The organism is Alphaproteobacteria bacterium HT1-32, from assembly GCA_009649675.1.
Lineage (GTDB): Bacteria > Pseudomonadota > Alphaproteobacteria > Rhodospirillales > HT1-32 > HT1-32.
Map to the genome: position 1 here is coordinate 115,586 of WJPL01000002.1, position 13,567 is coordinate 129,152.

At 57.3% G+C, this 13,567-nt stretch carries 12 protein-coding genes; 7 read left to right on the forward strand and 5 right to left on the reverse strand.

All coding sequences use genetic code 11. From position 1 onward, the window contains the following. Window positions 1-22 precede the first annotated feature (22 nt). The 6 genes from GH722_12100 (at window position 23) to GH722_12125 (ending at window position 7,140) form a co-directional block, all read left to right on the forward strand. Complete coding sequence (locus tag GH722_12100; GenBank protein ID MRG72502.1) at window positions 23-988, forward strand: carbon-nitrogen hydrolase family protein; 966 nt, start codon at window positions 23-25, stop codon at window positions 986-988. After that, window positions 985-3,747 carry an ornithine decarboxylase gene (locus GH722_12105; protein ID MRG72503.1) on the forward strand — a complete coding sequence of 921 codons (2,763 nt, stop codon included), beginning with the start codon at window positions 985-987 and terminating at the stop codon, window positions 3,745-3,747. The genes GH722_12100 and GH722_12105 overlap by 4 nt, the downstream gene beginning before the upstream one ends. A gap of 48 nt (window positions 3,748-3,795) precedes the next feature. Beyond that, window positions 3,796-5,238, forward strand: a complete 1,443-nt coding sequence (locus GH722_12110) for a biotin carboxylase (GenBank protein ID MRG72504.1) — start codon at window positions 3,796-3,798, stop codon at window positions 5,236-5,238. A gap of 5 nt (window positions 5,239-5,243) precedes the next feature. Next, a complete protein-coding gene (locus GH722_12115; GenBank protein ID MRG72505.1) occupies window positions 5,244-6,212 on the forward strand; it encodes a hypothetical protein in 969 nt (322 codons plus the stop codon). An 86-nt stretch (window positions 6,213-6,298) separates the two neighbouring features. Then, window positions 6,299-6,730, forward strand: coding sequence for a YeeE/YedE family protein (locus GH722_12120; protein MRG72506.1), 432 nt, complete (start codon window positions 6,299-6,301; stop codon window positions 6,728-6,730). Continuing rightward, the gene (locus GH722_12125; protein ID MRG72507.1) at window positions 6,727-7,140 is read left to right on the forward strand and encodes a YeeE/YedE family protein; all 414 of its coding nucleotides are present in this window, start codon (window positions 6,727-6,729) and stop codon (window positions 7,138-7,140) included. The genes GH722_12120 and GH722_12125 overlap by 4 nt, the downstream gene beginning before the upstream one ends. 12 nt (window positions 7,141-7,152) lie before the next feature. Here GH722_12125 and GH722_12130 read toward each other — a convergent pair whose 3' ends face one another. From GH722_12130 to tldD, 5 genes are all read right to left on the reverse strand, one after another. Next, window positions 7,153-8,421 carry a hypothetical protein gene (locus GH722_12130; GenBank protein ID MRG72508.1) on the reverse strand — a complete coding sequence of 423 codons (1,269 nt, stop codon included), beginning with the start codon at window positions 8,419-8,421 and terminating at the stop codon, window positions 7,153-7,155. A 12-nt stretch (window positions 8,422-8,433) separates the two neighbouring features. Beyond that, window positions 8,434-8,730 (reverse strand): c-type cytochrome, encoded by a 297-nt coding sequence (locus GH722_12135; GenBank protein ID MRG72509.1) that lies wholly within the window; start codon window positions 8,728-8,730, stop codon window positions 8,434-8,436. 107 nt (window positions 8,731-8,837) lie between these two features. Next, on the reverse strand, window positions 8,838-9,902 hold the full coding sequence (locus GH722_12140) for a YeeE/YedE family protein (protein ID MRG72510.1): 1,065 nt from the start codon (window positions 9,900-9,902) through the stop codon (window positions 8,838-8,840). Between the two features lie 17 nt (window positions 9,903-9,919). Further along, window positions 9,920-10,561 (reverse strand): glutathione S-transferase, encoded by a 642-nt coding sequence (locus GH722_12145; protein MRG72511.1) that lies wholly within the window; start codon window positions 10,559-10,561, stop codon window positions 9,920-9,922. A gap of 2 nt (window positions 10,562-10,563) precedes the next feature. Further along, a complete protein-coding gene (gene tldD, locus GH722_12150; protein MRG72512.1) occupies window positions 10,564-11,997 on the reverse strand; it encodes a metalloprotease TldD in 1,434 nt (477 codons plus the stop codon). Window positions 11,998-12,071: 74 nt separating this feature from the next. Here tldD and GH722_12155 point away from each other — a divergent pair, with 74 nt between their 5' ends. Beyond that, window positions 12,072-13,373 carry a DUF3422 family protein gene (locus tag GH722_12155; GenBank protein ID MRG72513.1) on the forward strand — a complete coding sequence of 434 codons (1,302 nt, stop codon included), beginning with the start codon at window positions 12,072-12,074 and terminating at the stop codon, window positions 13,371-13,373. Window positions 13,374-13,567: the final 194 nt, after the last annotated feature.

Genomic DNA, 13,567 nt, shown 5'->3' on the forward strand with positions numbered 1-13,567 from the left:
TACTGATCCAGGAGATCTTTGAATGATACCTTTCGCCATTGCCGGCGTTCAGATGCACGTATCCGCCACCGAGAGCAATCTTGAGGCGATGAGTGCACAGATCGATATCGCGATGGCCCGGTTCCCGTGGGTGCAGATGGTCATGTTCAGTGAACTGGCGCCCTTCGGACCGCTGATGCACAATATTCAGACTTTGCCCGGACCGGCAGAGGCTGCGTTCTGTGAAATGGCGGCGCGACACGGTATCTGGCTTGTCCCGGGCTCGATGTTCGAGCGTGACGGTGAGTCTGTCTATAATACCGCCAGTGTGATTGATCCTACGGGCACGGTTATTGGACGTCATCGCAAGCTTTTCCCCTTTGCGCCTTATGAACAGGACGTGGATTCGGGCAAGGACTTCCTTGTTTTTGATGTGCCGGATGTGGGCCGTTTCGGGGTCTCCATCTGTTATGACATGTGGTTTCCGGAAACCACGCGGACGCTTGTCTCCATGGGTGCGGAAGTGATTCTCCACCCGACCCTGACAAACACCATCGACCGGGATGTAGAGCGGGCGATCTGCCGGGCGTCTGCCGCCATGAACCAGTGCTATATGATTGATATCAACGGTATTGGCGCCGGTGGTGTAGGACGTTCCTTCATTGCCGACCCAAGCGGTCATATCCTTTATGAATCGGGCGGCGGACCGGAAATTATTCCTGTGGAAGTCGATCTGGCGCGGGTCCGGCGGGAGCGGGAAACCGGGCTGCGCGGACTTGGCCAGCCGTTGAAGAGCTTCCGGGACCGCAAGGTCGAGTTTCCGGTCTATGACCGCGCTCTGCCGCAGCATCCCTATCTCGGTACCCTTGGCCCGCTGGCCATGCCGGTACGCGGATCGAAAGCCGGTGTCGGGGCGCTGGAACCAAAAGCGTCGGAACAACCGGCGATTACAGACGTTGCTGAAATAGTGGACTTTCCAATCCATCCTCAGGGGGAAACCGGAACATGAACGACGACAGGACTTTGCCCGTTCCAGTGGGCCAGAAGTCGCTCAGCAAATATTACAACGCCTCCCAGTTACGGGCGGATACCTGGAATCAGTTGAAATACTATGCCCAGAGGCTGAACGAGAAGAAGGCTACCAAGAAGGATCTGGTCAAGGCCCAGAAGTCGGTCGAGGAAGCGTTTGATACGCTCGAACCCATCGAGATGTACTTTGCCTTCCCCGGGAAAGAGACCTTTGGTCATCTGAAACGCCAGTATGATCGTGGTGACTACGATCTGCTGGCGCATCAGGCGGCCCGGATTGTGCGGGCGCTGGTGTCCAACGCCTACCGGCATCGCGAAATTTCCCTGCATTCGCCCGATGAAATGACAGAGGCGGATGATCAGGAAATCAGCAGCCATGAGACGGCTTTCGGGCGGCCTTATTTCGAAAGTCTTGTTGTTGACCAGATGTCCGTGGGTGAAGAGGCCCGCCTTCGGCACGGTCTGCGGGATATGCGCCGCAATGAGGACCGGTTTATTTACGAAAGCCTTGTTGTACCGACATTCGAGGATGCGCTGATTGCGGTCCTGCTGAATTACAACATTCAGGCGGTTACCATCCGTTACGGCTTTCCGTTCAAATCGCGCAATGCGCTGGACCCGGTCCAGCGTGAGCTGTGGCGGGTCTCGACCGGTGATCTGGAAGACATTGCGCCGATGGATCGCGGGCCGATGCTGGCTAAAATCATCGGTGATCTCCGGCCTGAACTGGATATCTATCTGGTTACGGATGCATCCGTTGAAAGCGTTGCAACCCGGGCACCGAAAAATGTCCGGCGGGTATTCTATCAACAGGAAGACCTGACCGAACTTCACCTGAACATTCTGCGCGGTATCAACGAGCGTTATCAGACGCCGTTCTTTACCGCCCTGCAGGAATATTCGCGCCAGCCGACAGGTGTGTTCCATGCGATGCCGATCAGTCGTGGCAAGTCCATTACCAAATCCAACTGGATTCAGGATATGGGCCGGTTCTACGGCATGAATATCTTTCTGGCGGAGACTTCCGCGACATCCGGCGGGCTGGACTCGCTGCTTGATCCGCACGGGCCGATCAAGAAGGCACAGGAACTGGCGGCGCGGGCCTTCGGTGCGCAGAAAACCTTTTTCTGCACAAACGGCACCTCGACCGCGAACAAGATTGTCGTCCAGGCGGTTGTGCGGCCGGGGGATATCGTTCTGATCGACCGCGATTGCCATAAATCGCACCATTACGGCATGGTTCTGGGCGGTGCCGAGGTGGTCTATCTGGATTCCTATCCGCTCAGCGAATATTCGATGTATGGCGCGGTGCCGCTGAAAGAAATCAAGCATCAGCTGCTGAAACTGCGGGCAGCGGGCAAGCTGCATCGTGTGCGGATGCTGCTGCTGACCAACTGTACCTTTGATGGTCTTGTCTACAATGTCGAGCGGGTCATGGAAGAATGCCTGGCGATCAAGCCGGACCTTGTCTTCCTGTGGGATGAAGCGTGGTTTGCCTTCGCCCGGTCTGGCCCGACCTATCGCAAGCGCACAGGGATGGCCACGGCGAACCGTCTGCGGGTCAAGTTCAAATCTGATGCCTATCGGCAGTCGTATGAGACCTTCGCCAAGGAAGTTGACCTGTCTGACGATGCGGCCTGTATGGAAAACCGGCTGATACCGGATCCGGACAAGGCGCGGGTTCGGGTTTATGTCACGCAATCAACCCACAAGACGCTGACTTCCCTGCGTCAGGGCTCAATGCTGCATGTGAATGATCAGGATTTCCGCTCAAAGGTCGAAGATTCGCTGCACGAAGCCTATATGACCCATACATCGACGTCTCCGAACTACCAGATTGTCGCTTCACTTGATGTCGGGCGACGGCAGGTGGAACTGGAAGGCTTCGAGCTGGTCTCCAAACAGGTTGAGATGGCAATGGTGCTGCGCGAGCAGATCCAGACCAACCCGTTACTGCGCCGGCATTTCCGGTTCCTGACGGTGAAGGACCTGATTCCGGAGCAATATCGCGATAGCGGCATCGAATCCTATTATGATCCGGACCATGGCTGGACATCTTTTTTCGAGGCCTGGTCGGATGACGAGTTCGTCCTCGATGCGACCCGTCTGACACTTTATGTCGGAAGTACGGGGCTTGACGGGGATACCTTCAAGAACGAACAGCTGATGGATAAGTACGGTATCCAGATCAACAAGACGTCACGCAATACGGTTCTGTTCATGACCAATATCGGGACGACCCGCAGTTCGGTCGCTTATCTGATTGAGGTTCTGGTCAAGATCGCACAGGAGATGGACGAGCAGCTTGATTCGCTCAGCCGCCCGGAATTGCGGGCCCGTGAGAAACGGGTGAAATCCCTGACTGAAGACCTGCCGTCGCTGCCGGATTTCAGTCGGTTCCACGATTTCTTCCGCAGCGATCCGTCCAGCCCGACGCCGGAAGGCCGTATCCGGGATGCCTACTTCCTGGCCTATGACGAGGAGGCCTGTGATTACCTCGATCCGTTCACGGACGAGATTGATCAGATCATTGCCGCCGGTGAGGATGTGGTCTGCGCGACCTTCATTATTCCCTATCCGCCGGGTTTCCCGATTCTGGTGCCGGGGCAGGTCGTCAGCACCGAAATTCTGGATTACATGCGGGCGCTGGACGTCAAGGAAATCCATGGGTTCCGCCCGGAACTGGGACTGCGTGTTTTCCGCAAGGAAGCCATTACTCTGAGTGCAGCCGCCGAGTAACAAGGTGGCGCGATAACAACCGACCAACCAAAACAGGGGGTCTATACCATGCCAAAGAAGAAACTTAAGGGACTGTCAGATATCCGTCGTTATTTCCACCGGATTGACACACCGGTATTCTTTATTTCTGCCACGAACTTCAACCTGCTCGGCCTTGATGAGTGGGTTAAGAATTTCAAATATATCAACTATCTCGACTGCTATGACGGACGGCATCCGAATACCTTCGTGCCGACCGAAATGCCGCATGCGGAATTTCAGTCGATCGAGGACATCAATAATTACCTGCTCCAGCACAAGGAAGTTCTCGACTATGTGAACTCCTTCAAGGGCAAGCCGAAGGCAACTTTCCTCATGTTCGATGAGGATACGGAACGCCTTGCCAAGGAAGCGGGAATGCAGGTCTGGTTCCCGAAGGCCAAGCTGCGCGGCCGGATGGATGACAAGATCGAAACCGTTCGTATCGGCAATCGTGCCGGTGTGCCGTCAGTACCGAACGTGCTGGCGAAGGTCGACAGCTACGAGACCCTTCGGAAGGTTTCGAAGGATCTCGGTGAAAGTCTGGTGATCCAGACGGCCTATGGTGATTCCGGGCATACCACCTTCTTCATCTCGAACGAGAAGGAATACAAGCGCCACGCCTCCGAGATCGAGGAAGCGCCCGAGGTCAAGATCATGAAGCGGCTGAATTGCCGCGGATCGGCCATTGAAGCCTGTGCCACAAAGGCCGGCACCATCGTTGGCCCGCTGATGACCGAACTGGTCGGATTCAAGGAACTGACCCCTTATCGCGGCGGCTGGTGTGGCAATGAAATCTTTGCCGACTCGTTCTCTGCCGAGGTCCGTCAGAAGGCGCGGGACTGGACCTTCCAGTTCGGTGAGCAGCTTCGCAAGGAAGGTTATCGCGGTTATTTCGAGCTCGATTTCCTGATCGATATGGACACCAATGAAATGTATCTGGGTGAACTGAACCCCCGGGTCACCGGTGCCAGCTCGATGACCAACCATGCGGCCTTCGCCCATGCGGATGCACCGCTGGCCCTGTTCCATCTGCTGGAATTCTCCGGCGTTGATTTTGAGCTGGATGTCGATGCGCTGAACGCGCGCTGGGCTGATCCGGACAATATCGATTCCTGGAGCCAGTTCGTCATGAAGCATACGGACGATTCCGTTGATATTCTGGTTGATGCACCGGAGTCCGGCATCTATCACATGAACGACGATGGTTCGATTGAGTACAGCCGGTTTGATTATCACCGGCGTGCCGTCGCGACCGAAAATGAAGCGTTCTTCCTGCGAATTTCGGGTAAAGGCGATTATCGCTACGAGGGGGCCGATCTCGGCATTCTCGTCACCCGTGGCCGTTTGATGAATAATAACTTCAAACTCAACAAACGGGCAAAGATGTGGATCGACGGGATGCGGAACAAGTTTATCGGTCGTTCCCTGACCCCCGCGCCAATTTCGGACGGATCCTTCAAGATCCTCTGATGCAGATAACCTTTCGCGCTGTTGACGACTCAACACCGGGTGCGAAATGGGAAGCCCTGTTCAACGAACTCTGGCCGGCATACCGTCACTGGTTCCTGTCAGAGGGCGTTGAGCGGCGTCCGACCTACCGGCAGTGCCGGGACAGGATAAAACAGTTCCTGCCGGCACTGCTGCCGCTCTATGAGCAATTATGCGAACGGGCCGGGGGCGGCGATCTGCCCGCCCGTTTTCTGTCACTTTATCGTCCTCCGGCTTATATTTCCGGCTGCTCTCAGGCGGCCTGGTCAGATGATGATCCGTTGCTGGTACGCAACTACGATTATGCGCCGGCACTGTGTGACGGGGTTATCATGAAAACCGAATGGGGTGGCCGGAAGGTCATCTGCATGTCGGACTGCATGTGGGGCTGCCTTGACGGCCTTAATGATTCCGGATTGTCAGTCAGCCTGACCTTCGGGGGGCGCCGGGTGGTCGGTGACGGCTTCGGCATACCGCTGGTGTTACGGCATCTGCTGCAAAGCTGTTCAACGGCGAATGAAGCAGCGGCAGAGATTGTCAAAGTGCCGGTTCACATGGCCTATAATGTGACAATGCTGGATGCAGGCGGAACCTATAAAACCGCCTTTCTGGCCCCGGACCGTGCGCCCGTCGTCAAATCAGTCGCCATCGCCACGAACCATCAGGGACGTGTGGAATGGCACGATCATGCCAGGGCAACGGCCACGATTGAACGGGAACAATATCTGAAATTCCGTCTTGATGATCGCAAGATGACGTCGCAACGCCTGATCGAAGCATTCTCCCGTCCGCCACTTTATACCAATGCTTACCGGACCGGTTTTGGCACCCTTTATACGGCGATTTACCGTCCGGCGAAGGGTGAGGCGGAATATCGCTGGCCGGGCGGACGCTGGGTGTTTTCCTTCGACCGTTTCCACGAAGGCGCGCGGCATGTCACATTTGCGCCATCCTGACTTTTAGCTGCGAATTTACGCTGCATGCGGTCCGGTCTGGTTGTATGGTCGGTGGAGTGGATTGAACGACTTCGGGTGTTCACAGGATGGTTGAAGATTTTAATCCGTTGAATGGCTTTATCGGTGGTCTGATGATTGGTGCAGGCGCTCTGGTACTGTTGCTGTGCAATGGCCGGATTGCAGGGATCAGCGGTATCATGGGTAACCTGTTCGCGAATGCCCGGGAGACCGGATGGCGGCTGACGTTTCTTGTCGGGCTGGTTGCAGCACCATTCATCTGGCTGGTGGCAACGGATGGTTCCTACAACATTGAAATTACCGACTCCGTTCTGCTGCTCGTGGCTGGTGGCCTGCTGGTCGGGTTCGGCACGCGGATGGGCAGTGGCTGCACCAGTGGTCATGGTGTTTGTGGCCTTGGCCGTGCGTCACCCCGGTCGATCACGGCGACCCTGATCTTTATCGGAATTGCGATGGTGACTGTTTATGTCATGCGTCATGTGATCGGAGCAGTACAATGATCCGTGCAGTTGCAGGTCTGGCATCCGGTGCCTTGTTTGGTGGCGGGTTGCTGGTTTCCGGTATGGCCAATCCGGAACGGGTGCTGGGTTTCCTGGATGTCGCAGGTCGCTGGGATCCGACGCTGGCCTTTGTCATGGGTGGGGCGCTGCTGATCTCTGCACTGGGATATATTTTGTCAAAACGGATGCGCCAGCCTTTGCTGGAGGCGCGGTTTCATTTCCCTGACCGCACATCCATTGATCCGCCACTGGTTGTCGGCGCTGTTATTTTTGGCGCTGGCTGGGGGCTGGTCGGCCTGTGTCCGGGACCAGCTCTGGTTGGCCTGGGCTCACTGAACATCAGCGTGGTTATTTTTGTCGCCGCCATGCTGGCCGGGATGGTCGCCTGGTGGCTGTTTGACCGCAGCTGAAAGCCCGTTTTCTCAGGCGAACATTTCGTCGGTGATCGAGCGATACCAGCCTTCGGCATAAGACGCTTCGAGCTGGCGCTGGCGCATGCCGGCTTCTTTTGGGCTCAGGCCACCGGCACCCTCGACAGCTTCAAGCTTGCCGTTGTTCAGCCTGTAGACGGCCGAGACTGAAATGCCATAATCCGGGGCTACGAGGCTGTAGCAGGTATTTGCCAGTTTCGGGTCAGCGATCTCCCGGCCCTGCAGGTTTGAGACGACAGCAGCCGCGACAACCTTGCCCTGATTGTTGGCAGAGAAACCAGACTTCGGCATGGGTGAGGCAATACTGGCATCACCGATGACAAAGACATCCTTCGCCAGTGTCGAGGCGAAGCTTTTCTGATCTACCGGGCACCAGCCGCTTGCGTCGGCCAGACCGGCGTCACGGGCAATGGCAGCGGCATATTGTGGCGGGATGAAGTTGACGACATCCCCTTTGATCTCATCGAATTCCGTATGCAGTGTCTTGTTCTCTGCATCCACCCGGATAACCTTGCCGTCTTCCGTTTTCCGGTAATCGATCATGCCCGGATAGAGCTCTTTCCAGGCGGCCGTAAACAGGCCTTCCTTGGAAAAACCGCCTTTGGGATCAAGAACCAGAATTTTCGATTTTGGCTTCGTTGTCTTGAAATAATGCGCGACCATGCTGACCCGTTCTGCCGGCCCCGGCGGGCAGCGGAAGGGATTGGCGGGTGGCGAGATGACGAAGGTGCCGCCGTCCGGCATGGCCTGCAACTGCTCGCGCAGCAACAATGTCTGTACCCCGGCCTTCCAGGCATGCGGGGCAAGACGCGAAGCGGCTTCATCATATCCTTCGACCTCGCCCCAGCGGAAATCAATGCCGGGGGAGACGATCAGACGGTCATATTTCGCAATCTGTTCATTTGGCAGATGCACCCATTTCTTCTCAATATTGATGCTCTCTGCCTTGGCATGGATGACCTTTACGCCGAGGCCGACAAGGCCGTCATAGCTGTGGGTGATGTCGCCGATCTTCTTGACCCCGCCGAGAACAAGATTGCTGAACGGGCAGGTTACAAAGGTGGTTGCAGGTTCGATCAGTGTGACATCGATTGCCGAGTCCCAACGCTTGATATAGCGCGCAGCGGTTGCGCCACCAAATCCGCCCCCGATAATGACGACGCGGGCACCGGCGGCAGAGGCGTTGCGCCCCAGCCCGATAGCAGGGGCGACAACAGCAGCGCCGGTAAGCGTCGTGAAGCGGCGGCGGGACAGGGTCATGCGGCAATCCTCCTATTTGCGGGTGGCGAGGAAACGCGCAACCGCGTCGATTTCCTTGTCGGTATAACCCTTGGCGATACGGTTCATGATTGTGCCCTTGCGCTCATCCGACTTGAAGGCAATGAGGGCTTCTTTCAGGGTTTTCATGTCCATCCCGCCAATCGAGGGAACCGATCCGGCATTCTTGCCGTCAATACCGTGGCAGGTGGCGCAGGTTCCGGCGAGTACAGACGCAGATGGTCCGGCGGCCTGAAGATGACTGCTGATCAGCAGGGTTGCAGTAAAAAACAGCAACGCAGTTCTTGGCATCACCTGACGCTCCCTTATTCGTAGTTTTCAATAAGGTAACAGCTAAAGCCGGGCTCGCAAACTCGCAAAGCCGTGATCTTAAACCCATTTTTCCAATGTAGAATGCCCTACAGATGAGCCTGCAGGTAGCGCAGACCAAGTACACTTCCCCCGATGAGGGCCAGTACAGCGATCAGCGATCCGACAGCCAGCGTGGACAGGCCGGTCAGACCCTGACCGATCGTGCAGCCCATCGCCAGCACACCGCCTGCACCCATTAAAGCGGCACCGACAAGATGTCGCAGGAAATCATTGCCGTCAGCAAAGGTCTCGAGCCGGAACTGCCCCTGTGCAAGGCTGGCCAGAAAGCCGCCGAAAACGGTTCCGGCAACAGCGGCGATGCCGAAGCTGACCGTTGCTCCGGTATAGGTCATCAGATAGATCAGGCCTTCCCCGACAGGTGCGACAAAGGTCAGGGAGGCAAGCGGCGCCGGATCAAAGCTGTCTGCTCCCAGTATTCCGGTCACGATCCAGCCCAGCGGTATGGCCAGTCCGATCACGATTGCTGACAGCCAGTGTCTGGGTGAGCGGAGAAAGCGGGGGCTTGTGAAGGTGAAAACAACCAGGCTGAGGACCAGTCCCGCAGCAATCAGCGGGCGGAGCATTGCTGCCTCACCAAGGCCCGCGCCGGCGGCAAGTGTTGCGAGGCTTTGGTCGTGGGCAAGGCCGGAGAGGTCAATCGCGGTTGCATCATCAAGGCGCAGGCGGGGCAGGGCCAGAATACCCCGCAGCGTGGCATAGGCCACGAGACCGAGGACCAGTACTACAAGCAGGGATTTCAGATTGCCGCCACCCAGACGCACCGCATTTTTGCTGCCGCAGCCACCAGCCAGCATCATCCCGAAACCGAACATCCCGCCACCTGCGATGGCGCCTGCCCAGCCAAGTCGCGGGCTGAGGTAGATGCTGTTATCAAGGTTGATAAACTCACCGATATGCAAAAACTGGCTGGCGGCAATGGCGATGGCAAGAGCCAGCATCCAGGCACGGAAGCGCCGCCAGTCGCCCATCAGGCCGATATCGGAAATCGCCCCCATCGTGCAGAAATCACCCCAGCGCACCATGACACCGAAGATGATTCCGATGGGGAAGGCCGCCGCTGCGACCAGCAGATTTACAGGTGCGTCATCCATAACTGCGCGGTCCGCCGTTAACAGTAAAAGGGCGCGGTGAGCCCTTCCTCTTCGCAGGCCCGGATGGTCGCCGGTCGTGCGGCAACAGCGTCCAGCAGGCGTTTGAGATGCGGGCGGGTAGCGGGCGGGCGACTGCACATACGGGAAAAGCGTGCGTTCATCAGCAGATAAATGTCGGCCAGGGTGAATCTGTCACCAACCAGCCAGGGGCCGTTTGCGGCCAGTTCTTTCTCTATCAGGTCGAACATTTCCATCAGGCGTTCGTCACTGCGGGCCTTGGCAGCGGGCACAGCGTCGGGCAGCGGCTGATGCCGGTCCGTATAATGATAGGTCAGCACTTCCGGCTGGATCGTGTTGGTCAGATACATCAGCCATTTATACATCTGCGCCCGTTCACTTGACCCGACAGGCGGTGCTACGTCTGAGTCGGGGTGGGTGTCTGCCAGGTGCAGGCAGATGGCAGCCGCTTCAAACAGAACCAGATCGCCGTCTTCCAGCACCGGAATGCGCCCGGCGGGATTCAGTTTCAGGTAGGCCGGTGACTTGTGGCTGCTGTTCTTGCGGTCGACAGGGACCAGTTCATATTCCGCACCAACTTCCTGCAGCACGATATGTGGCGCAAGATTGGCGTTGCCGGGGAAGTAATGAAGCTTTTTCATGATTACACCGCTGTGCCGCCGATGGTCAGGGAGTCAATCTTGAAGGTCGGCTGGCCGACGCCGACAGGGACACCCTGTCCGCCCTTGCCGCAGGTGCCGACGCCACTGTCCAGGGCCATGTCATTTCCGATCATGGAAACCCGTTTCATGGCTTCCGGTCCGTTGCCGATCAGGGTGGCACCCTTGACGGCAGGGCCAACCTTGCCGTCTTCAATCATGTAGGCTTCGGTCGCCGAGAAGACGAATTTCCCGGAGGTGATGTCGACCTGACCACCGCCGAAATTCACCGCATAGATACCGCGTTTTACGGAGGAAACGATTTCCTGCGGGTCCATGTCGCCGCCCAGCATGTAGGTGTTGGTCATCCGTGGCATCGGCTGATGCGCATAGCTTTCACGGCGGCCATTGCCGGTGGCGGCAACACCCATCAGGCGGGCATTCATCCGGTCCTGCATATAGCCGGTCAGGATACCGTCCTCGATCAGCGTGGTATATTCGGTCGGCGTACCTTCGTCATCAATGGTCAGGCTGCCACGGCGGTCGCCCAGCGTGCCGTCATCAACGATGGTAACCCCCTTGGAGGCGACCTGCTGGCCCATCAGCCCGGAAAAGGCAGAGGTTTTCTTGCGATTGAAATCACCTTCCAGACCATGTCCGACAGCTTCATGCAGCATGACGCCCGGCCAGCCCGGCCCAAGTACAACCGGCATGTCGCCAGCCGGCGCATCAATGGCATCCAGATTGACCAGTGCCTGACGAAACGCCTCGTCAATCACTGCCTGCCAGTTTTCCGGCTCCAGCCAGTGTGCATAGGCAATGCGGCCACCGACACCATGGGAACCGGCTTCCATCCGGTCGCCCTTGGCGGCAACGACACTGGCATTGAGGCGGATGAGGGGACGAATATCGGCGGCCCGGCGTCCGTCTGCCCGGATGATCTGTACGGCCTGCCAGGAACCGGTCAGCGAAACCGAGACCTGACGGATACGATCATCAATGCTGCGGGCATAGGCATCCATCTGTTCCATCAGTTTGACTTTCACATCAAACGGCACCTCGGACAGCGGATTGACATCTGTATAAAGGTTACGGTTCGTACCGTTCGGTGCGACGGACATCTCACCGCCCTTACCGGAACGGACAGCACGTACGGTATCGGCAGCGCGTTCGATGGCGCTCTCGCTCAGTTCGGATGCATGGGCATAACCGGTCGCCTCGTTGGAGACAGAGCGCAGACCAAACCCCTGCGAGGTATCATAGGCGGCGTTCTTCATCCGCCCGTCATCAAACGAGAAGCTTTCGGATTGCCGGTATTCCATGAACAGTTCACCGTCATCTGCCCCATGCAGGGCATCAGCGACGATTCGCTCTACTTTCGGGCGATCCATCCCGGTGCGTTCAAAGAAAAGGCTGTCGGTTGCTGCGAGATCGGTCATTTAGCCGCTCCTGAAATAGTGTTATCGCTGTATATAGGTTGGATCGCCCTGAAAAAAGCGCTCTGGGGAAAACAATGAAGTTACTGCGCGAACATGATCTGCGTCGCCGGCTGGCAGACGAGGCCCATGCCCGGCCTTTTCAGCCCTCGGACTCCCCTGTCCGGGTCACTCATCTGGCGATGGTTCAGAACCAGACAGACCAGAAACTCATTCATTCACATCTCGGCGAACTCTGCGGTCTTTACGATATCCGGCTGCCGCCGATGGATGCCCGGCATTTCAGTGCTGACTTCGGTGATTTCCGGCTGCGCTGGGAACGGCATACCGAATATTCCAGCTATACCCTTACGGTTCCTGCATCCGAGGGTGCGCCGTTTTCGGAAACGGCGCTGGGCAAGGTGCCGGAACAATGGATCGAGAATATGCCGGGACGTCTGATTGCCGGCGGGCATCTGGAAATGCAGCGCGATGACAGCCGGCTGGATCTGGAGCAGGCACGGACATGGTTTGGTGGAAATCCGGTGATTGGCGCTGATATGGCAGGCGGACGGGCCACCTGCTGGACAGACTTCCAGCTTCATAGCGACGGGTTCGGCCGTATTCTCGTGCGTGACCGGGGTATGAGCAGCGGCCAGACCGGGCGGCTGATTCAGCGGCTGTTCGAAATCGATACCTACCGCATGATGGCGATGATGGCCTTGCCGGATGCGCAACTGGCCATGCCGCGGATTGTGCGGATCGACCGGGAACTGAACAAGGTGACCACGGCACTGACGGAATCCAGCGGAGCGGACAGCGAACGGCAGCTGCTTGATCGTCTGTCACGTCTGGCGGCGATGGTTGAAAGTATCGGTGCACGCAGCGGCGACCGGTTTTCCGCTGCCGAAGCCTATTACGCCATCGTTGAGGTGCGGGTAAGGGAGCTACGGGAAGCCCGGATTGAGGGGTTGCAGACAATCGAGGAATTCATGGACCGGCGACTGGCACCGGCCATGCGGACGGTGATCTCAACATCCGGTCGCCTGTCAGCCCTGTCGGCCCGCATCGCGCGGGCAAGCGACCTGTTACAGGCCCGCATCGATGTATCGCTGGAAGCTCAGAACCGCGATTTGCTGGCCTCAATGGACCGGCGGGCAAAGCTGCAACTGCGCCTCCAGGAGACGGTTGAAGGGCTGTCGGTTGCCGCCATTACCTATTATGCGGTGGGTCTTGTCGGCTATATGGCAAAGGGGCTGCATGCGGCCGGTCTGCCCGTGAATTACGAGCTTGTTACGGCGGTTGCGGTACCGGTTATCGCCCTGCTGGCATGGTTCGGTGTACGCCGCATCCGACGCAGGATCGGTGTTGAGCAACAACAGATGGAAAAATCGTTATAGCTGTAGTCGAGAGCGTTCCGAAGGTCGCCATCTTCTGTGCGTTTTTCAGACAAAAAACTACTTTTAGAACTTAATTCTTTTTCCAAACACAAGTTCCGCGAGAATTGAATCCTTGTCCATCCGGGACAGGGTGTTACAAGACATGATCTGTATATGTCATGCGTAACGATTTCGGTATTTGCCGGAACATGACA

Bases quoted from the DNA above. Each gene is read 5' to 3' on its own strand.
- GH722_12100 (MRG72502.1), top strand. From the start codon at position 23: ATGATACCTTTCGCCATTGCCGGCGTTCAGATGCACGTATCCGCCACC.
- GH722_12105 (MRG72503.1), top strand. From the start codon at position 985: ATGAACGACGACAGGACTTTGCCCGTTCCAGTGGGCCAGAAGTCGCTC.
- GH722_12110 (MRG72504.1), top strand. From the start codon at position 3,796: ATGCCAAAGAAGAAACTTAAGGGACTGTCAGATATCCGTCGTTATTTC.
- GH722_12120 (MRG72506.1), top strand. From the start codon at position 6,299: ATGGTTGAAGATTTTAATCCGTTGAATGGCTTTATCGGTGGTCTGATG.
- GH722_12125 (MRG72507.1), top strand. From the start codon at position 6,727: ATGATCCGTGCAGTTGCAGGTCTGGCATCCGGTGCCTTGTTTGGTGGC.
- GH722_12130 (MRG72508.1), bottom strand. From the start codon at position 8,421: ATGACCCTGTCCCGCCGCCGCTTCACGACGCTTACCGGCGCTGCTGTT.
- GH722_12135 (MRG72509.1), bottom strand. From the start codon at position 8,730: ATGCCAAGAACTGCGTTGCTGTTTTTTACTGCAACCCTGCTGATCAGC.
- GH722_12140 (MRG72510.1), bottom strand. From the start codon at position 9,902: ATGGATGACGCACCTGTAAATCTGCTGGTCGCAGCGGCGGCCTTCCCC.
- GH722_12145 (MRG72511.1), bottom strand. From the start codon at position 10,561: ATGAAAAAGCTTCATTACTTCCCCGGCAACGCCAATCTTGCGCCACAT.
- tldD (MRG72512.1), bottom strand. From the start codon at position 11,997: ATGACCGATCTCGCAGCAACCGACAGCCTTTTCTTTGAACGCACCGGG.
- GH722_12155 (MRG72513.1), top strand. From the start codon at position 12,072: ATGAAGTTACTGCGCGAACATGATCTGCGTCGCCGGCTGGCAGACGAG.